Raw genomic sequence first — 17,998 nt, 5'->3', positions numbered from 1 at the left:
CGGGCCGGCCGTCCGCCGTCAGCCGCCGCTGCGGGACTCCGCGGCCAGTGCGACGAGTTCGGGCCACCAGGGCTCGCGGTGGCGGGCCAGCAGCGACCGCGCCTCCTCGGGGGTGGTGAGCCGGACTTCGAGGACCTGCTCGCCGTCGGCCGGGTTGGTGGGCAGGGAGTCGACGAGCACCTCGGCCCAGCCCCACAGCCACGCCTTGACCGGGTGCGGCTGCCAGGGCCGGTACGGGACGGGGCCGTCGGAGACCGCGAGGTGGTGGCCGATCCAGGTCGGCGGGCCGATCAGCCGGGCGCCGGCCTCCTCGCGCAACTCGCGGGCCAGGCAGGACTCGATGCTCTCGGCGGCCTCCCGGGTGCCGCCGGGCAGGAACCAGTGGCCGCGCACGTCGCGGCAGAGGACCACCCGGCCCTCGGTGAACCCCACCAGGTGGATGTTGGTGACCAGTTCGTCCGGCGGCAGCTCGGTGGTGAACTGGGCGTCTATGCCGCCCCACTCCCAGCGCTGCGGCGCGTGGAGGGCCGGGAACCTGGCCGCGACCGCGGCTCTGTCGTCTGCTCTGCGCGTCGTGTCCGTCATCGATCGATCGTAGTCCGCCCCGCGCGGAACCGGACCCGGACGGTCAACACATCGGACGGAACGTCACCCTCCGGTGGCCGCACGGCAATTCACCCCACCGGGGGGCCACCCGCCGGTCGCCTCCCGGCCGCCTCCCGCCGACGGGAGCCGGTCACCCCGCCGCGAGATCCGCCTGCCGCGACCGCTCCAGCGGGCCGCGCCACAGCAGCAGGACGCCCACCGTCAGCAGGACCAGCACCTCCAGCGCGGCCGGCACCGATCCGGCCGGCAGGAACGGCCACGCCCACACCCGCGGGACGCCGTGCCGGACCCCCAACGAGGCGCAGACGAATGGGAAGACGGACACCGCCAGGCCCGCCGCGAGCACCCCCGCGCACCAGCGGACGACCAGCGCCAGGCCCAGGTACCCGGCGAAGTCCCGCGCCACCATCACGCCGGTCGCCGAGTGGAACCCGACCGCCGCGGCCAGCCCCGTCGCCCCCAGCACCGCGGCCGCGTCCAGCAGCGCGACCCGGCGCACCGCCGTCCGCTCGCCGACCGCGTCGGCCCGCCCCCAGCCGTACAGGAACAGGCAGACCGGCAGCAGCGGCAGCAGGAACGCCATCGGCAGCGGGAAGGAGATCCCGCCCACCACGATCGGGACCGGCACCACGATCGATCGGGCCTGCGAGCCGGCCAGCACGGACAGCACCGTGCCGGCCAGCACCGCGGGCAGTACCCGCACGCGCATCCACCAGAGCACGGCTACCCCCGCCCCGGGGCGTCGGCCAGGTAGCGGCCCGGGTCCAGTTCGGGCACCCGGTCGCACGACGCCATGGCGGCCGAGTTGGCCCGGTACCAGGCCAGTTGGGCGTCGGCCGGGGCCGCGACGAGCTGCCGGACCAACTGGGCGTCGTCCGGCCGGAGCTTCCCGTTCAGGTCCTGGAGAGCCCCGCCCGCGCTGATCGTCAGCCAGGCCCTGACCGGTCCGACGGCCCGGGCACCCGGCCACACACCGGTGCGGGCGCACTCCGGGGCGGTGGGGGTGACGGCGGAACGGGCGACAGCGTCGACCACCTCGCCCCGGGTCGGGCGCGCGGTGAGCAGCATCAGCGGGCCGGAGTCCGGCACGCCGGCCGCGGCGAGCCGGCTGTGCGCCTGGTCCGCCCAGGCCCGGACGTCGCCCGCGGCCCCGCGCTGCTCCGGCCACAGGCACACCTGCGGCTGCCCGGAGTCGCACCGCAGCAGGCTCCGGTCCCGGGCCACCGACGCCCGGTACCCGAGCGGCACGGCGGCGGCCGACCCGGCGGCCAGCGCGGAAGCGACCACCAGGGCGGCGCCCGCCCGCAGCAGCCGGGTCCGCCCGGCGAGCCACAGCAGGGCGCCGGCGACCATGCCGACGGCGACCAGGCCGGCCGCGGCCAGCGCCCGGTAGGAGACCTGCTGGTCGAGCGCACAGCACCCGGAGAGGTTGTGGCCGTTCAACTGCCGGACCCAGAAGGTGTTCAGCGAGGCCGGGTAGGCCATCCACACGAAGCTCCCCACGGTGACCAGCGGCACGGCCAGCAGCGCCGACATCGTCTGGCCGGCGGCGTAGCCGAGCGCCGTGTGGGCCGCCACGACGAGCAGTTCGACACCCAGGATCGACAGCGTCGGGCCACCGGGCGACCCGGCGGCCTCCGGCGCCAGCACGGCGAGCGGCAGCAGCACGGCGAGCAGACCCATCACCAGGACCGGCAGCATCCGCCAACCGGCCACCGCCGCCGCCGACCTGACGGGGGCTCCGTCCAGCACCCGGGAAGCCTTCACCCGGGCGCCCTCCCAGGCGGCGCACGCGGCGCAGGCCGGGGCGGTGAACCCGAGGAGGAACGAGCTCTGGCCGGTGACGGACGCCCAGTAGCCCTCCACCACCCAGGCGTTGACGTTGCCGACGTACGCCAGCACCCAGATCAGCAGGGCCGGGGCGACCCGGAGGGCGATCGAGGTGCGGAGCAGGGTGGACCAGCGCATCACGCCTCCTCGACGACGAGCTCGGAGTACGCGGCCTCGGCCCGGCGTTCCTCGGACACCCCGGCGGGCACCCGGCCGAGGAACTCGCCGATGGAGCCCTGGTACCTGACCCGCCCCTGGTCGAGGACGACGACGCTGCGGTAGCTCGCGGCCAGGTCCTCGGTCTGATGGGTTGACACGATGAAGCTCACGGCGTCCTGGAGTTCGGCGAGCAGCTTGCGGAAGGCCGAGCGCTGGGACGGGTCGAGGCCGGCAGTGGGCTCGTCGAGGAGCACCACCTCGGCGTCGTGCACCAGCGCCTGGGCGATGCCGAGACGGCGGAGCTGGCCGCCGGAGAGTTCGGCGCTGCGCCGGTCGGCGAGCTGGCTCATCCGGACCTTCGCGAGGGCGCCGGCCGAGGCGTCCCACGCGGCGCCGCGGCTCATGCCCTTCAACCAGCCGCCGTACGCGACCTGCTCGCGCACCCGCAGCCCTGCCACCGGCCGGACCTGCTGCGGCAGCCAGCCGACCCTGCGGCGGTACTCCCGGACCGCCGACCGGCCGACGGCGGTGACGGTGCCCAGTCCAATTTCACCGGTCTTCGGTTTCAGCGCCGTGGCAGCGATTCCCATCAGCGTCGACTTTCCGGCGCCGTTGGGCCCGAGCAGCACGGTGGCGCCGGGTTCGAATGAAATGCTTAACTGCTGGAGGACCGGCAGCCCGCGGCGATAGCTGAACGAGCAGTTCGAAATATTGATCGGCATGGCATTCCGTTTTCGGGGCGAATTGTTCGCCCGGTCGGCACCGGGGGAATTCCGGTGCCGACCGGGCAATTGAACGTCAGTATGACGTGTAGACGCTGCCGACGTCGATCCCGCCGTCGTGGTAGTCGATGAAGTAGAAGCTGCCCTTGTCGGACATCTCGCCCCAGTTGCTGTTGCCGCAGTAGTTGTCCCGCATCCCGTAGGTGGCGTCCGGCCAGTAGGAGATGTCGCGGTCCAGTTCGAGGCGGATCTTGGTGTCGCCGGCGTGGATGGTGCAGCTGGAGAAGTCGACCTGGGTGCTCGTGCTGTCGGTGTGGTTGTCGGTCCAGCGGCGCGACTCGTTGCCGGAGTTCCAGTTCGAGATGTAGGAGCTCCAGCTGCCCTCGGCGTGGGCGGGTATCGCCGTCATCGCGGTGGCAGCGAGCAGCGCGGCGCCGATCACGCCGGCCCGGCGACGGATGAAGTTCTTCATGCTTGTCCTTTCGGGGGGAAACGAACGGCCCGGCTGGCGCCGGGGCCCGGGACCGATTACCTGATCATGGCCCGGGCATAAGCATGATTTTCTGCCGTAGTCATGTCAAGGATTATTTTCTACCGAACGGGAACCGGCCATGCGTGGCCGGTTCCCGACGGCCTTTCGGGAAAAGCCCGGAATATGCTGAGCGTTCCGCCTGTGCCGTGATCACCCGGGATGATGGAATCGTGGGGGAAGGGTGATCTGTGCGCGGTTTGTCCCGCACACCCGTCATTCCAGCACCGTCACTGTCTCGTGGGCTGCCGCCCGGACCTCGGGGTCGGGGTGGGCGCGGAGCGCGGCCAGGACGGCGGGCCAGTCGCCGGACCAGGCGCTGCGGGCGCCCAGGCGGGCGGTGAGTGCGGCGGCCAGCAGACCGGTGACGGGGCCGCCTTCGGCGGCGAGGGTGCGGAGGCAGGCGGCGGCCGGGGCCTCGGCGTCGGGCGGGAGGGGGCGGGTGCCGGCGACGGTCCTGGCGAGCGGCCTGGCGAGCCGGGCGGCCAGCAGGGGGCGGTCGGCGAGGGCCTCGGCGAGGCGGGCCAGGTCGTCGCCGAACTCCGGCTTGGCCGGGTCGGCGGCCCGCGCCAGCAGGGTCGCACGGAGCGTCAACAGCTCGTCGTGGCCGCGCAGTTGCTCGGCCTGGGCGAGCAGTGCGGGCCGGCCCAGCGGCTGCCGGGGGTGGTCGGTGAGGGAGCCGATGCGCTGCCGGGCGGGCAGATCGCGGCCCGCCGGGGACTCGGACGCGGCGGCCAGCAGCCCGGCCAGGGCGCGGTGGTTGAGGCTGCCCTCGGCGGTGCCGCCGGCCGGGTGCGGCACCCGGGAGACGGCGAGCGTGCGCAGCGCCATGGCGGCGGTCAGCCAGGTGCCGCGCCGGTCGAGGTCGGTGACCAGCCCGGGCAGCACCTCGGCCGCGCCCGGCACGTACCGGGCCCACTGCGGCAGGGCGGTGATCGCGGTCCGGGCCGCCGCCAGGTCCTCCGCCGAGCCGGTGCGGACCGCGATCCCGGCCACCAGCCGCGCGTAGTACGGACGGTGACGGGCCGCCAGCAGGTGCGGCGGCGCGGCGGCGACGGCCTGCCGGACCTGCGGCTGCGGATCGGCGGCGGCCTCGGCGAGCAGCGTCCGGGCGGGGCGGCGTCCAGCAGTTCGGCGCACCGGGCGGCCGCGGCGGCCCGGACGTCCGGGTGCTGGCCGGGGGCGTGGAAGGCGGCGGCGACCAGGCCGGCGGCCTCGTCGACGGGCAGGAAGCGGGCGGCGAGCCGGACGGCCTCCTTGCGGGCGGTGACCTTGGCGCCGGACGTCCGGGTGGCGGGTTCGGCGAGCAGCGCGGCCAGCCGGGCCGGGTCGGCGTGCCGGGCGGCGCGGCCGGCGGCGTACAGCGCGACCCGGGCCCGGTCGTCGCCGACGTGTTCCAGCAGCAGCGGCAGCGCGGCCGCCGGATCGTCCGTCCAGGGCAGCGCGGCGAGCGCGGACTCGGCGACCAGCACGTCCGGGTCGGCGAGGTGACGGTGCGCCAGCCGGGTGCCGTGCCCCGGCAGGTGGGCGGCCTCCCGGACGGCGAGGGTCCGGTCGTCGCGGGTGCGGCCGGGGTCGGAGGCGACCGCGTCGAGCAGCTCGGCGGCGCGCGCCACCTGGCGGGGCGCCCAGCGGCCGGCGTGCCGGGCGGGCGGCAGCGGGCGGCGCTCGCCGGGGCGCAGGAACCGTCCGGTCGGCGGGCGTTCGGCGAGCAGCGTGGAGTCGAGCAGGTCGGTGCGGGTGGTGGCCAGGTGGTGCCGGACCGGGTCGAAGAAGGCCGCCGACGGGTCGAGCCGGAGGGCCGTCAGGATCTTCGCGGCGCGGCCCCGGCGCGGTGCGAGCCACAGGCACAGCGCCTCGGTGAACTCCCGGTCGCGTTCGGTGCCGAGGGCGCGGTGCAGCCGGTCGTCGAGCTCCGGGAGCAGTTCGGCGCGCGGGCCGAGCGCCCGGACCAGGGCGAACAGCAGCAGGTGCCGCTCCTCGCGGTCGAGGGCGGGGCGCAGCGCGTCGAGCACCTGCCGCTCCTGGCCGCGGCGGAGCCGGCCGGCCAGCGGAGGGAGCGTCAGGCCGCCGGTGCGGGAGGTGAGTTCCTCCAGCACGGCGAGCGAGAAGGCGAGCAGGTCGGGGCGTTCGCCGGCGGGGTGGGCGGCGAGCACGCCGACGGCGAGCAGGGACAGCGCGTGCCGGGTGCCGGGGGAGCAGTCGCGGGCGGCGAGCGCCTCGGCGGCGAGGTCGGTGAGGGCCTCGGCGTGGGCGTCCGCGAAGCGGCGGGCGGGGAAGGCGGCGAGGGCCCGCAGGGCGCCCTGCCGGACCGGGTCCTGCTCGTTGCGGGTCCGCCGGAGTTCGGCCAGCAGCCGGGCGGGCGCCTCGGGCCGGGGGTCGGCGGCGGCAACGGCGGACAGGCGGTGCCAGGCCGTGGCGCGCTCGCCCGGGTCCGGCCGCCGGGTGGCGGGCAGCAGGGCGTCCCACGCCTCGTCGGGCGGCAGCAGCGGGGTCAGGTACTGGACGGCGTGCTCGGGCAGGCCGCGGGCGAGTTCGGCGGCGCGCAGCCGGCGGGTCTCGGACCAACGGCGCTCGCGGGGGAGCAGCCGCAGCACGGGTTCGGTCAACCGGTCGGCGGGGAGCGGCAGTCCGCCGGTCGCGGCGTCCAGGAACGCGGGCCGGCGGCGCGGCGGGAGGGTGCGCAGCAGGGCGGCGAACCGGTCGGGGCGGTCGAGCCAGCGGCGGCCGAGCGCGGGCAGCGACGGCGGGTCGGCGCGGGCGATGCGGAGCAGCGCGGTGCGGCTCGGCAGGCGCTCCCGGGAGTCCGGTTCGCGTCCGGGGTCGGCGAGCAGCGCGGTGGCGCGTTCGGCGTCGACCCGGACGAGCGGGCCGAACGCGGCGGCCAGGGCGGGGTCGAGCCGGGTCGGGCGGTGGCGTTCCAGCAGGTCGAGGGCGCGGGCCGGGCGCAGCGGCAGGGCGGCCAGCAGCGGGCGGGTCAGCTCCGTCCAGCGGTCCGGTCCGCCGTCGAGTTCGCGTTCCAGGTGGTCGAGGACCAGGTCGGGGTGACGCTTCGCCAGCCGGGACCAGGAGCCCACCGCGACGGCCAGGCCGGGCAGTTCGGCGGCCACCGTGGCAGGCGGGCAGAACGGCAGCAGCGCCGCGGCCTCGGCGGCGCCCCAGCGGTCCCGGGCCAGCGGCAGCAGCCGGGCGGCGAGCTCCTCGCGGCGGGCGTGCGCCAGCCGGCGGCGCAGCCCGTGCCGGACCACGGACGAGCCGTGCGCGTACGCGGCGAGCACCGCCTCGTCCGGCACCGGCAGGGTGCGCACCGCGCGGATCGCCCGGCCGCGCACCTCCGCGTCCGGGTCGGTGAGCCAGCGGCCGAGCAGGTCGGCGCGGCCGGCCAGTTCGGCGGCGAGGGCGGCCAGCCGGCGGGAGTACCGGTCGCCGGCGGCGAGTTCGCCGATCAGCCGGTCGGCGTCGGCGGGCGCGGCGCCGCGCACGGCGCGGACGAACAGCGCGGTGCGCTCCCGGTGGGGGAGCGGGTCCATGGCGGCCAGCAGCGGGGCGGCGTCGAGCGGGTGCATGCGGACCATTCTCACCGGCCGCCGCCGGGCCGCGGCTGCGGGGCGGCCCGAGGGCCGTGCCCGCGCGGGGAGTCGACAGCGGCCGGGCGCCGGACGGGAAACCCCGCCCAGCGGCCGGCCGCTGTCGGAGCGTCAGGCGCGGACCAGGTTCTTGCCGGCGTCGCGGGCGGCGTCCAGGGCCTGGGTGTGGTACTCGGCGGCCAGGCCGCGCAGGCCCTCCATCGCCGGGTTGACGGCGGCGAGGGTCAGCTCGCGGCGGACGACGGTGAGGTCGGCGCCCCAGACGTCGCGCAGGACGCGCTCCAGGTACGGGGTGGAGTGGTCCCAGCCCTCGCGCGGGGTGCCGGGGGCGAAGCCGCCGCCGGTCGAGGTGACCAGCACGGTCGGCTTGCCCTCGAGCAGCTGGGCGGTCGGGCCGGCGCCGGCGATCACCAGGTCGACCCAGGTCTTGAAGTGCTGCGAGACGCCCCAGTTGTACAGCGGCACGGCGATGATCGCGGCGTCCGCGGCGCGCAGCTCCTCGGCGAGTTCGGCGCCGAGCGCGACGGCGGTGCGCTGCTCCTCGGTGCGCTGGTCCTCGGGGGTGAAGCCGGCCAGCACGGCGGGCGCCCAGGCGTCGCCCGGCAGCGGGTCGGTGCCCAGGTGGCGGCGGGTGACGGTGCCCTCGGGGTGGGCGGCGGTCCACTCGGCGTGGGCGGTGTCGGCCAGTTCGGAGCTGGTCGAAGCGGCGGGCACGATGCTGGCGTCCAGGCGGAACAGGTGCATGGCAGGTCTCCTCGGATTCCTTGCCCGCCGGGGACCGGCGGTCGGGGGACGGGCGTGGCGGGGTACGGCGCGGCCGGGTGCGGCCCGGTGCGGGCACCGCGCCCGACCGAAGCGGACTTTACCCCGCTTCGACGAACCGGACTTTACCCCGTTTTGCTCGGAAGGTAAATTGGCAGCCATGGACGTCCCCTTCGGCAAGCCACCGGTCGAGCGCGCGGACGCGGCCCGCAACCGCGAGGCCCTGCTGTGCACGGCCCGCGCGATGATCGCCGAACTCGGCACCGAGAAAGTCACCATGGACGGGCTCGCCGAGCGCGCCGGCCTGGGCAAGGGCACCGTCTTCCGGCGCTTCGGCACCCGGGCCGGCATCTTCCGCGCCCTGCTCGACGCCGAGGAGCAGTGCTTCCAGGACCGGGTGATGTCCGGCCCGCCGCCGCTCGGCCCCGGCGCCGACCCGGTCGACCGGCTGATCGCCTACGGCCGCGAACGGACCCGCTTCCTGCTGGCCCGGCACGACATCGCGCGCGCCGCCATCGAACGCAAGGGCGCCGTCCCGTCCGGCGGGCCAGTGTTCACCCAGCCCCACCTGCGGATGCTGCTCGGCCGCGCCGACCTCGGCCTGAACGACCTGGACACCCTGGCCTTCCAGCTCACCAGCGCCCTGGAGGGCCCGCCGCTGCTCTTCCTGGCGATGGACCCGCCCACCGCGGAACAGGCCGCCGGGCAGTGCCGGAACGGCGACCTCGGCACGCTGCTCGCGGACAGCTGGCAGGCGCTGGTCGAACGTCTCGCCGGACGCTGAACCGGCCGGGAGACGCGAACGGGGACGGCCGCCGGCCGTCCCCGTTCGCGCAGTCGGGCCTCCGTCAGGCCCCGGTCACCCAGATCATCTTGCGGCCGGTCTCCGCCGGGGCGGTCGGCGTCGCCGCGTCGATCCGGTCCAGCGTGTATCCGAGCTTGCGCGGCACGGCGGCGCTCGCGCCGTTCGACTCGTCGCAGTGGATCTCCGCCCGCGTGATGCCCGGCAGGGCGAGCGCCGCGCCGGTGAGGGCGCGGGCGGCGGCGGTGGCCAGGCCGCGGCCGGTGTGCTCGCGGTGCACCCAGTAGCCGATCTCCAGGGCGCCCGGGCCGAGCCGGCCGTGCAGGCCGAACCCGCCGATCACCAGCGCCGGTTCGGCGTCCAGCCCGAGCAGGTACATGAAGTCGGTGCCCTCGTCCCAGACCTGCTCGCCGCGCACCGAGAGCTCCTCGCTCTCCGGCAGCGTCGGCGCGTTGGCGGCCCACGGCATCCACGGACGCAGGTGGTCGAGGTTGGCGAGCACCGCGGCGTTCAGCCCGGCCGCGTCGGCGACCCGGCGGCGGCGCAGGTGGGCGCCGCCGCCGAGCGGCAGCAGCTCGGGCGGACGGCCCGTGGTCAGCGGGCGCACGGTGTTGTCAGGAGCGTCGGTGGAGTGACTCATGATCGGGAGTATGGGCCATCCGCGACCGCTCCCACCAGCGGATATTCCGTACCCTCACGGCACGTTCACCGCCCGGGCCGGGGCGGGGTCGCGCACGCCGGTGCACGGCCCCGGGCACGGGCCCTCAGAGCCGCACCATCACCTCGTCCAGCGCCTTGCGCTCCAGGTCCGGCACCCGGGCGTCGTCCGCCGGGTACCCCACCGGGATCACGTACGCGGCGCGCTCCTCCTGCGGGCGGTCGCAGACCTCGTTCAGGAAGCGCATCGGGCTCGGGGTGTGCGTCAGGGTGGCCAGGCCCGCCTGGTGCAGCGAGGCCAGCAGCAGGCCGACGGCGATCCCGACGCTCTCCTTCGTGTAGTACGGGCGCGGCGAGTTCGGGCCCTTGTGCACCTCGAACACCACGATCACCGCGGGCGCGTCCTCCAGGAACGGCTTGCGCCAGTCGGTGCCGATCGGCGCCAGCGCCGTCAGCCACTCCTCGGACGCCCGGTGCGCGTAGAACTCCCGCTCCTCCGCCTCGGCGGCCTCCCGCAGCGCCCGCTTGCGCTCCGGATCGGTCACCACCACGAACCGCCACGGCTGCACGTGCGCCCCGCTCGGCGCGGTCGCCGCCGTGCGGACCGCCCACTCCAGCACGCCCTCGGGCAGCGGACGCGTCGAGTAGTCCCGGACGGTGCGGCGCTGCGCCATCACCTCGTGGAAATCCCGGCAGCGTTCCGCCGCCAGCCGGGCGGGCACGCTCATCGGACGCAGCGGCACCGTCGGGAAGGACGGCGCCTCGGTGGTGGATGCACTGTCAACCATGGGCGACAGCACAGCACATGGCGAGGTCCCGGTGGAAGACGCCGATTGTGCCGAAACTTGCCGTCAGGCCTCGCGGACCTTGCCGTCCGCCACCACCAGCCGCCGGTTCACCTGCACCGTGTCCAGCATCCGCCGGTCGTGCGTGACCAGCAGCAGGGTGCCGGTGTAGGAGGCCAGCGCAGACTCCAACTGCTCGATCGCCGGCAGGTCCAGGTGGTTGGTCGGCTCGTCCAGCACCAGCAGGTTCACCCCGCGGGCCTGCAGCAGCGCCAGCGCCGCCCTGGTCCGCTCGCCCGGCGACAGCGTCGCGGCCGGGCGCAGCACGTGCACCGCCTTCAGGCCGAACTTGGCCAGCAGGGTGCGCACGTCCTCCGGGTTCAGGTCCGGCACGGCGGCCGAGAACGCCTCCAGCAGCGGACGCTCCGCGTCGCCGGAGAACAGGTGCCCGCGGGCCTGCTCCACCTCGCCGATCTGCACGCCCGAACCGAGCACCGCGCTGCCCGAGTCCAGCTCCAGCCGGCCCAGCAGCGCCGCCAGCAGCGTCGACTTGCCCGCGCCGTTCGCGCCGGTGATCGCCACCCGGTCCGCCCAGTCGATCTGCAGGTCCACCGGCCCGAACGCGAACTCCCCGCGCCGCACGGCGGCCTGACGGAGCGTCGCCACCACCGAGCCGGAACGCGGCGCGGCGGCGATCTCCATCCGCAGCTCCCACTCCTTGCGGGGCTCCTCCACCACGTCCAGCCGCTCGATCATCCGCTGCGTCTGGCGGGCCTTCGCGGCCTGCTTCTCGGTGGACTCGGCGCGCTGCGCGCGGGCCTTCTTGTCGTTGTCGCCGCCCTTGCGCCGGGCGTTGCGGACGCCGTGCTCCAGCCAGTTGCGCTGCATCTGGGCGCGCGCCTCCAGCCCCGCCCGGGTGTCCGCGTACTCCTCGTACTGCTCGCGGGCGTGCCGGCGGGAGATCGCCCGCTCCTCCAGGTACGCGTCGTAGCCGCCGCCGTACAGGTTCACCTGGTTCTGGTGCAGGTCCAGTTCGAGCACCCTGGTCACCGTCCGGGCCAGGAACTCGCGGTCGTGGCTGATCAGCACGGTGCCCGCGCGCAGACCCTTGACGAAGGACTCCAGGCGCTCCAGGCCGTCCAGGTCCAGGTCGTTGGTCGGCTCGTCCAGCAGGAACACGTCGTAGCGCGACAGCAGCAGCGAGGCCAGGCCCGCTCGGGCCGCCTGGCCGCCGGACAGCGCCGTCATCGGCAGGTCCAGCGACACCTTCAGACCCAGCTGGCCGGCGACCTCCTCGGCCCGCTCCTCCAGGTCCGCGCCGCCCAGGTCCAGCCAGCGGTCCAGGCTCGCCGCGTACGCGTCGTCCGCGCCCGGCCGGCCCTCCACCAGGCCCTCGGTCGCCTCGTCCAGCGCGGCCTGCGCCGCCGCCACCCCGGTCCGGCGGGCCAGGAAGTCGCGCACCGACTCGCCCTCCCGGCGCTCCGGCTCCTGCGGCAGGTGGCCGACGTTCGCGGTCGGCGGGCTCAGCCGGAGGCTGCCGCCCTCCGGCGCGTCCAGCCCGGCCAGCAGCCGGAGCAGCGTGGACTTCCCCGCGCCGTTCACCCCGACCAGCCCGATCACGTCCCCGGGGCGACGACCAGGTCCAGCCCGGAGAACAGCGTGCGCTCACCGTGGCCGGCGGCGAGGTCCTTGACGACGAGAGTGGCAGTCATGATGGGTCGATTTTAGACGGCGCCCGAAGTGCCCCCGGCCTGCCGCCCCCAGCCCTCGGCATCGGAGAACGACTCGTAGCCGTGCACGGTGCCGCGGCCCCACTCCTCGCCGGTCAGCCGCCGGTACGCCCGGTCCGGCACGTACAGCAGCGGCTCCGCCCACACGAACTCCTCGGCGTACGGCGCGAACCGGGCCGGATCGGCCAGCACCGCCAGGTACGCCGGCCGGCCGGCGGCGACCACGGCGGCCCGGGTGTACAGGAACGCGTCGCCGGACAGTTCCCCGCCCAGCTCGCGGCGGTCCAGCCGGAACAGCGCGGTCGACAGCCGCTCGGCGAACGCCGCCACCGCGGCGACCGGGCCGGCCGCGAGGCGTTCCTCCAGGGCGGCCGCCAGCCCCTCGGCGTCGGGGTCCGCGCCCGGCGGGCGGCAGGCCTCCAGCAGGTGCCAGAACTCGTCCTCGTCCATGGGCCGCAGCATGCCGGAGGCCGCCGACAGCGGGGGCCGCCGACAGTGGCGGGCGGGGACGGCGACGGGCGGGGTCGGCGGGGGACGGGACGGCGGGGGACTGGGACACGGGACTTAATTCCGTTGCACCCGGGTGCGGGGGGTCCGTACGCTCGGAGGCGTCACATTCCCGCCCGTCTGGAGAACGCCGTTGTTTGTCTGAGGTCATGAGACACCGCGCTGCGCCACACACCCGTGTCGATTCCGGGTACTTCGGCGTGCGGGCGCGAGTGCGACCTCGGCAGGGCAGCGACCAGCGGCTCCCGTGCGGGTTCCCTTTCCGGTCCCGTGACGGCCCTTCTCGTCCCCGCGTCCCCGGTGTCTCCCCGTGTTGTCCCCTTTCCCACGGCAACTGACGGAGGCCCTCCATGGCGCAACCCACCACCTCGATCCTCTGCACCGACCTCGGCTTCGAATGGCCCGACGGCCGTTCCGTGCTGAGCGGTTTCCACCTCGCGGTCGGCCCCGGCCGCACCGGGCTGGTCGGCCTGAACGGCGCCGGCAAGTCCACCCTGCTGCGGCTGATCGCCGGCGAGCTCGCCCCGGCCTCCGGCACCGTCCGGATCTCCGGCGAACTCGCCTACCTGCCACAGGACCTGACGGTCGTCGCAGGCCGGCGGGTGGACGAGACGCTCGGCATCCGCGCCCGGCGCGAAGCCCTGCACGCCATCGAGTCGGGGGACGTCGACGAGCGGCACTTCACCGCCGTCGGCGACGACTGGGACGTCGAGGAGCGCGCCCGCGCCACCCTCGACCGCCTCGGCCTCACCGGGCTGGACCTCGACCGCACCACCGGCGAACTCTCCGGCGGCCAGGCCGTCCTGCTGCACCTCGCCGCCCTGCTGCTGCGCCGCCCCGACGTCCTGCTGCTCGACGAGCCCACCAACAACCTGGACGCCCAGGCCCGGGCCCGGCTGTACGACGCGGTGTCCGGCTTCCCCGGCGTGCTGCTGCTGGTCAGCCACGACCGCGAGCTGCTGGACAGGGTCGACCAGATCGCCGACCTGCGGGACGGCGAAGTCACCTGGTACGGCGGCAACTTCAGCGCCTACCAGGAGACGCTGGCGGCCGAGCAGGAGAGCGCCGAGCGGACGGTCCGCAACGCCGAGGCCGACGTGAAGCGGCAGAAGCGCGACCTGGTGGAGGCCACCCAGCGGCTCGCCAAGTCCGCCGCGTACGGCAAGGCCCGCTCGGTGCGGCGCAACGACCCCAAGGCGCTGGCCGACAAGCTGCAGGCCAAGGGCGAGGAGACCGCCGGCCGCCTGCGCGGCATGCACACCGAACGCCTCAACGAGGCCAAGGAGCGCCTCGCCGCCGCCGAGGAGGCGGTGCGGGACGACGCGGAGATCCGCATCGACCTGCCCCGCACCGCCGTCCCCGCCGGCCGCACCGTGCTGATGCTCGAAAAGCTCCGCCTGGCCCACGGCGGCGCGGTCGACCTGGAGCTGCGCGGCCCCGAGCGGGTCGCGCTGATCGGCCGCAACGGCTCCGGCAAGACCACGCTGCTGCGCACCGTCGCGGGCGAACTCGCCCCCGCCGAGGGCATGATCACCACGCCGGTGCCGATGCGCCACCTGCCGCAGCGCCTCGACCTGCTGGACGACGGGGCCACCGTCTTCCGGAACGTCAGGGCGTACGCCCCGGCCGCCACCGACAACGAGGTGCGGGCCCGGCTCGCCCGGTTCCTGTTCCGCGGGGCCAAGGCCGACCAGCCGGCCGGCACGCTGTCCGGCGGCGAGCGCTTCCGGGCCACGCTGGCGGCCCTGCTGCTGGCCGACCCGCCGCCGCAGCTGCTGCTGCTCGACGAGCCGACCAACAACCTGGACCTGGCCAGCGTCCGCCAGCTCACCCAGGCCCTCGCGGGCTACCGGGGCGCGCTGATCGTCGCCAGCCACGACTACCCGTTCCTGCGGGAGATCGGCATCACCCGCTGGCTGGAGTGGGACGGGGGTGAGCTCCACCCGGTGGATCCGCGCTGAACCCGCCCCCGCCCGGCCGTCGACGGCCGGTCAGGCCTTGGTCACCGTCACGTCGTCGCACCAGCCGTAGCCGCTGCCGCTGCGCGCGTAGCAGTAGATGCGCGCGGTGGTGGCGGTCGGCCCGGTGGTGAAGACGGCGGTGCCCTGGCTCCAGCCGGTCGCGGTGAACGCCGCCCGGTTGCTGGAGCCGGCCGTGTCGTACTCCTTGACGCCCAGCGACAGTTCGGTGCCGGCCGCCGACACCCGGCCCCAACCGGTCAGCCGGTACGCGGTGTTGGGCTGCAGGGAGACCACCTGCTCGGCAGCGGCCTGGGCCGGCCCGACCCGGACGGAGGCGGTGCCGCCGTGCGGGTTCGCGGTGTCCAGCTGCACGCCGCCGTAGTACGTCCACGGGGCGAGCGTCCCGGCCTCGAAGCCGCCGTTGCGGACGGGGTCGGGCGCGCTGCAGGCCGCGTCGTCAAAGGCGCTCGCCTGCTGGAAGCCGATGTCGGGGCGGCACACCTGCGGCACCGCGGCGCCGAAGTAGTCCCGTCCGCCGTTGGCCGGGACGACGGCGCCCGCGGCCCGGGCCGGGGAGGCCGCGCCGAGCCGGTAGTCGGCAGGGTCGGCGCCGCCCGGGTTGGCGAGCTGCGGGTCGGCGGTCACCTTCCGGGCGTCGGCCGGCTCGTTCGCCGGGTGGGCGCCGTAGAAGGCGTTGGCGTCCCAGCTGAAGTCGCCGGGCTTGTAGACGCTGCTGCCGAAGCCGGTGTAGCCGCCGCTGCCCAGGTTGTAGAACAGGTTGCCGCTCATCGCGGTGGTCGAGGTGCCGGAGCCCTGCTGGACGATCGGGGTGGTCGAACCGGCCGGCAGGTACACGGTGTTGTTGTACATCCGGGCGTTCTTCTCGCCGACCGCGAACAGCCAGCGGCTCTGGTCGGCCCGGCTCAGGTTGTTCCGCACCACCGTCCCGGTGGACGAGGAACCCGCCCCGCAGGCGCCGCAGAACAGCATGAAGCCGCCCTGGTTGTCGTGGCTGTAGTTGTACTGGAACAGCGCCCCGGTGTTGCCGTAGTCCGAGTCGAAGGCCATGCCGTCGTTGTTGTCGGACAGCCGGCGCACGTGGTGCACCTCGTTGTACTGGATCGTCGTCCAGTCCGAATTGATGGTCCAGATCCCGGCGTTCGAGCCCATCGGGCGCATCGCCAGGTCGAAGGCGGTGTTGTGCTCGACCAGCGCGTGGTCGGCGGCCCGCACCACGATGCCGTCGCCGCCGGTGTCCTGGATCGTGTTGCCGCGGAACACCAGCCGGGTGTTGGCCCGCCAGTTGTTGGTGCTCCCGCAGCCGTCGCCGGTGCCGTAGCTCGGCCGGCACATCCAGGTCGAACGGTTCGTCAGGCCCTCGCGGTCGACGTGCGCGATCTGCGAGTTCTGCACCACCACGTCGTCGAAGTTGGTCGGGGTGGTGGTGCCGGAGACCCGGAACTGGATGCCGTTGGACCACTTGGTGGCGTCGCCGTTCACGTCGTGCACGTACACGTCGTCGACCAGGTAGTGGGTGCCGACGCCGCTCGGCAGGTCGGCGATCTCCACCAGCAGGCCGCTGCGCTCCCGCTTGGCGGCGGCGGTGTCCCGGAAGGTGATCTCCAGGTCGCGGATCTCCCACTGCTCCACGTTGTAGAGGTGGACGGCCGCGTTCTGGCTGCTCGCCGGGTCGCCGGCGACCACCGGGCGGGCGGTGCCGGTACCGTAGCCCGCCAGGACGATCGGCGCGCCGGCCGTTCCGGAGCCCTGCGGCTGCAGGGTTCCGGTGCAGGTCGCGCCGCGCTTGAGCAGCAACTGGTCACCGGGCAGGAAGAGGTGCGCATTGGCGGAGGCGAGGCTGTTCCAGGGGCTGCCCTGGCTGCCCGAGCCGTCGGCGGCGGCCGAGCAGTCCAGGTACCAGGCGGTGCCGGCGGGGGCGGCACTCGCCGCGGTCGCCGGGAGCGCGGGGGTCAGGAGGGTGGCGGCGGCCAGTGCCAGCGGCAGGGCACGCCGAAGGGGACGGTGCAGGAGCATCGTGCGGACTCCCGAGAATGGAGGGTGGGATGGGGCGCCCGATTCGGCACCGTAGGTTGACCATGTGATCGAGTCAATAACTTCAGACCTTTCGATCGAATGGCGATCGAATGATAAAAAGTGATCGGTGGGGGAGTCGTTCCACGACCCCCGCTGCCACCGCGGCCCGACCGGGCCCGCGGCCCTAACCAGGAGGGGACGCCATGACCGTCACGGCAGACGAACGCCGGGCGCGGATCCTGCAGGTCGTGCGCGACCTCGGCACCGTCCGGGTGGTCGACCTGGCCACCCGCCTCGGCATCCCCGCGGTCACCGTCCGCCGGGACGTCGCCGCCCTCGCCGACGCCGGCGAACTCGCCCGCTCGCACGGCTCGGTGGCCCTCCCCGACAGCGGCCCGAACGCCCGCCCGGCCGCCACGACCGGGTCATCGGCATGCTGGTGCCCACCGTCGGCGGCTACTTCGACGAGGTGATCGCCGGCGCCCGCGCCGCCGCCGCCACCGCCGGCGCCCGCCTGGTCCTCGGCATCGCCGCCTACGAGGCCCGCGACGACCGCGCCCAGGTCGACCGCCTGCTGGAGTCCGGCGTCGACGGCCTGCTGCTCACCCCCAACTGGCAGCCCGGAGACCCGCCGCACCACCCCGGCGACCACCACTGGCTGGCCGAACTCCCCGTCCCCGCCGTCCTGGTGGAGCGCAAGGCCGACCCCGGCAGCCGGGCCGCCGAACTCGACGCCGTCGGCTCCGACCACCGCCACGGCGTCCTGCTCGCCCTGCGCCACCTCGCCGAACTCGGCCACCGCAGCGTCCTGCTCGCCGCCCGCGCCGACACCTGGACGGCCCACCAGGTCCGCACCGGCTACGCCGAGGCCGCCCCGCTGCTCGGCCTGGACGCCCGCCCCGCCATCGACATGCACCGCCCCGGCGCCCCGCTCACCGGCTCCGATCCCGACTGGGTCGCCCAGCAGATCGCCGAAGCCACCGCCCAGGGCGTCCGCGCCGTCCTGGTCCACAACGACCAGGACGCCATCCAGCTCCCGCCGCTGCTGCGCACCCGCGGCCTGCGCGTCCCCGAGGACGTCGCCCTGATCTCCTACGACGACGTGTTCGCCGCCCTCGCCGCGCCCCCGCTCACCGCCGTCGCCCCGCCCAAGAAGGCCGTCGGCGCCACCGCGCTGGAGATCCTGCTGCGCCGGCTCGACGGCGGATCCGCGCTCCCCGCCCACCACGTCGAGCTGCTCCCCACCCTGAAGGTCCGCACCTCCTGCGGCGGCGACGGCACGGCCTGACGCCCCGGCCCGGCTGTCCGGGCGGGCTGCTTGAATGCC

At 75.1% G+C, this 17,998-nt stretch carries 15 protein-coding genes and 1 pseudogene; 4 read left to right on the top strand and 12 right to left on the bottom strand.

Annotated elements, in window-relative coordinates; translation table 11 throughout:
• Positions 1–18: 18 nt before the first annotated feature.
• The 7 genes from KCH_RS09145 to KCH_RS09115 form a co-directional block, all read right to left on the bottom strand.
• Positions 19–585: an NUDIX domain-containing protein gene (locus KCH_RS09145; protein WP_051652908.1), complete on the bottom strand. Its 567-nt coding sequence runs from the start codon at positions 583–585 to the stop codon at positions 19–21.
• 151 nt (positions 586–736) lie between these two features.
• Positions 737–1,315, bottom strand: a complete 579-nt coding sequence (locus KCH_RS09140) for a hypothetical protein (protein WP_157031961.1) — start codon at positions 1,313–1,315, stop codon at positions 737–739.
• Between the two features lie 14 nt (positions 1,316–1,329).
• Positions 1,330–2,574, bottom strand: coding sequence for a DUF7224 domain-containing protein (locus KCH_RS09135; protein WP_035861147.1), 1,245 nt, complete (start codon positions 2,572–2,574; stop codon positions 1,330–1,332).
• Positions 2,574–3,317 carry an ATP-binding cassette domain-containing protein gene (locus KCH_RS09130; protein WP_035861145.1) on the bottom strand — a complete coding sequence of 248 codons (744 nt, stop codon included), beginning with the start codon at positions 3,315–3,317 and terminating at the stop codon, positions 2,574–2,576. The genes KCH_RS09135 and KCH_RS09130 overlap by 1 nt, the downstream gene beginning before the upstream one ends.
• Before the next feature lie 76 nt (positions 3,318–3,393).
• Positions 3,394–3,789 carry a hypothetical protein gene (locus KCH_RS09125; protein ID WP_035861143.1) on the bottom strand — a complete coding sequence of 132 codons (396 nt, stop codon included), beginning with the start codon at positions 3,787–3,789 and terminating at the stop codon, positions 3,394–3,396.
• 896 nt (positions 3,790–4,685) lie between these two features.
• The gene (locus KCH_RS45945) at positions 4,686–7,412 is read right to left on the bottom strand and encodes a hypothetical protein (RefSeq protein ID WP_157031960.1); all 2,727 of its coding nucleotides are present in this window, start codon (positions 7,410–7,412) and stop codon (positions 4,686–4,688) included.
• A gap of 132 nt (positions 7,413–7,544) precedes the next feature.
• On the bottom strand, positions 7,545–8,177 hold the full coding sequence (locus tag KCH_RS09115) for an FMN-dependent NADH-azoreductase (protein WP_035861142.1): 633 nt from the start codon (positions 8,175–8,177) through the stop codon (positions 7,545–7,547).
• A 178-nt stretch (positions 8,178–8,355) separates the two neighbouring features.
• Between KCH_RS09115 and KCH_RS09110 the strand changes: the two genes are divergently transcribed.
• Positions 8,356–8,979, top strand: a complete 624-nt coding sequence (locus tag KCH_RS09110) for a TetR/AcrR family transcriptional regulator (RefSeq protein WP_035861141.1) — start codon at positions 8,356–8,358, stop codon at positions 8,977–8,979.
• Between the two features lie 64 nt (positions 8,980–9,043).
• Here the strand turns inward: KCH_RS09110 and KCH_RS09105 are convergent, their stop codons facing one another.
• The 4 genes and pseudogenes from KCH_RS09105 to KCH_RS09090 form a co-directional block, all read right to left on the bottom strand.
• Positions 9,044–9,637: a GNAT family N-acetyltransferase gene (locus tag KCH_RS09105; protein ID WP_063750134.1), complete on the bottom strand. Its 594-nt coding sequence runs from the start codon at positions 9,635–9,637 to the stop codon at positions 9,044–9,046.
• A gap of 124 nt (positions 9,638–9,761) precedes the next feature.
• Entirely contained in the window at positions 9,762–10,442 is a 681-nt protein-coding gene (locus tag KCH_RS09100) for a nitroreductase family protein (RefSeq protein WP_035861140.1), read from the bottom strand.
• 63 nt (positions 10,443–10,505) lie between these two features.
• Positions 10,506–12,151 (bottom strand): annotated as a pseudogene (locus KCH_RS09095) (ABC-F family ATP-binding cassette domain-containing protein).
• 12 nt (positions 12,152–12,163) lie between these two features.
• Positions 12,164–12,619, bottom strand: a complete 456-nt coding sequence (locus KCH_RS09090) for a DUF4240 domain-containing protein (protein WP_051653907.1) — start codon at positions 12,617–12,619, stop codon at positions 12,164–12,166.
• Positions 12,620–13,026: 407 nt separating this feature from the next.
• Here KCH_RS09090 and KCH_RS09085 point away from each other — a divergent pair, with 407 nt between their 5' ends.
• Positions 13,027–14,637, top strand: a complete 1,611-nt coding sequence (locus KCH_RS09085; protein WP_035861138.1) for an ABC-F family ATP-binding cassette domain-containing protein — start codon at positions 13,027–13,029, stop codon at positions 14,635–14,637.
• Positions 14,638–14,667: 30 nt separating this feature from the next.
• Here the strand turns inward: KCH_RS09085 and KCH_RS09080 are convergent, their stop codons facing one another.
• A complete protein-coding gene (locus KCH_RS09080; protein ID WP_035861136.1) occupies positions 14,668–16,671 on the bottom strand; it encodes a carbohydrate binding domain-containing protein in 2,004 nt (667 codons plus the stop codon).
• 203 nt (positions 16,672–16,874) lie between these two features.
• On the opposite strand from KCH_RS09080, the gene KCH_RS46555 reads away from it, so the two are divergent.
• Both KCH_RS46555 and KCH_RS09070 read left to right on the top strand, forming a co-directional pair.
• Positions 16,875–17,144: a DeoR family transcriptional regulator gene (locus KCH_RS46555; RefSeq protein ID WP_035861134.1), complete on the top strand. Its 270-nt coding sequence runs from the start codon at positions 16,875–16,877 to the stop codon at positions 17,142–17,144.
• On the top strand, positions 17,105–17,959 hold the full coding sequence (locus KCH_RS09070; protein WP_035861132.1) for a LacI family DNA-binding transcriptional regulator: 855 nt from the start codon (positions 17,105–17,107) through the stop codon (positions 17,957–17,959). Before KCH_RS46555 ends, KCH_RS09070 begins: the two co-directional genes overlap by 40 nt.
• Positions 17,960–17,998: the final 39 nt, after the last annotated feature.

It is taken from the genome of Kitasatospora cheerisanensis KCTC 2395 (genome assembly GCF_000696185.1).
GTDB classification, from domain to species: Bacteria; Actinomycetota; Actinomycetes; order Streptomycetales; family Streptomycetaceae; genus Kitasatospora; species Kitasatospora cheerisanensis.
This window is presented reverse-complemented; position numbering and strand designations above follow the sequence as displayed.

Excerpts from the sequence above, each read along its gene's own strand:
- KCH_RS09145 (WP_051652908.1), bottom strand. The coding sequence starts at position 585 with ATGACGGACACGACGCGCAGAGCAGACGACAGAGCCGCGGTCGCGGCC.
- KCH_RS09140 (WP_157031961.1), bottom strand. The coding sequence starts at position 1,315 with ATGCGCGTGCGGGTACTGCCCGCGGTGCTGGCCGGCACGGTGCTGTCC.
- KCH_RS09135 (WP_035861147.1), bottom strand. The coding sequence starts at position 2,574 with ATGCGCTGGTCCACCCTGCTCCGCACCTCGATCGCCCTCCGGGTCGCC.
- KCH_RS09130 (WP_035861145.1), bottom strand. The coding sequence starts at position 3,317 with ATGCCGATCAATATTTCGAACTGCTCGTTCAGCTATCGCCGCGGGCTG.
- KCH_RS09125 (WP_035861143.1), bottom strand. The coding sequence starts at position 3,789 with ATGAAGAACTTCATCCGTCGCCGGGCCGGCGTGATCGGCGCCGCGCTG.
- KCH_RS45945 (WP_157031960.1), bottom strand. The coding sequence starts at position 7,412 with ATGCACCCGCTCGACGCCGCCCCGCTGCTGGCCGCCATGGACCCGCTC.
- KCH_RS09115 (WP_035861142.1), bottom strand. The coding sequence starts at position 8,177 with ATGCACCTGTTCCGCCTGGACGCCAGCATCGTGCCCGCCGCTTCGACC.
- KCH_RS09110 (WP_035861141.1), top strand. The coding sequence starts at position 8,356 with ATGGACGTCCCCTTCGGCAAGCCACCGGTCGAGCGCGCGGACGCGGCC.
- KCH_RS09105 (WP_063750134.1), bottom strand. The coding sequence starts at position 9,637 with ATGAGTCACTCCACCGACGCTCCTGACAACACCGTGCGCCCGCTGACC.
- KCH_RS09100 (WP_035861140.1), bottom strand. The coding sequence starts at position 10,442 with ATGGTTGACAGTGCATCCACCACCGAGGCGCCGTCCTTCCCGACGGTG.
- KCH_RS09090 (WP_051653907.1), bottom strand. The coding sequence starts at position 12,619 with ATGGACGAGGACGAGTTCTGGCACCTGCTGGAGGCCTGCCGCCCGCCG.
- KCH_RS09085 (WP_035861138.1), top strand. The coding sequence starts at position 13,027 with ATGGCGCAACCCACCACCTCGATCCTCTGCACCGACCTCGGCTTCGAA.
- KCH_RS09080 (WP_035861136.1), bottom strand. The coding sequence starts at position 16,671 with ATGCTCCTGCACCGTCCCCTTCGGCGTGCCCTGCCGCTGGCACTGGCC.
- KCH_RS46555 (WP_035861134.1), top strand. The coding sequence starts at position 16,875 with ATGACCGTCACGGCAGACGAACGCCGGGCGCGGATCCTGCAGGTCGTG.
- KCH_RS09070 (WP_035861132.1), top strand. The coding sequence starts at position 17,105 with ATGCTGGTGCCCACCGTCGGCGGCTACTTCGACGAGGTGATCGCCGGC.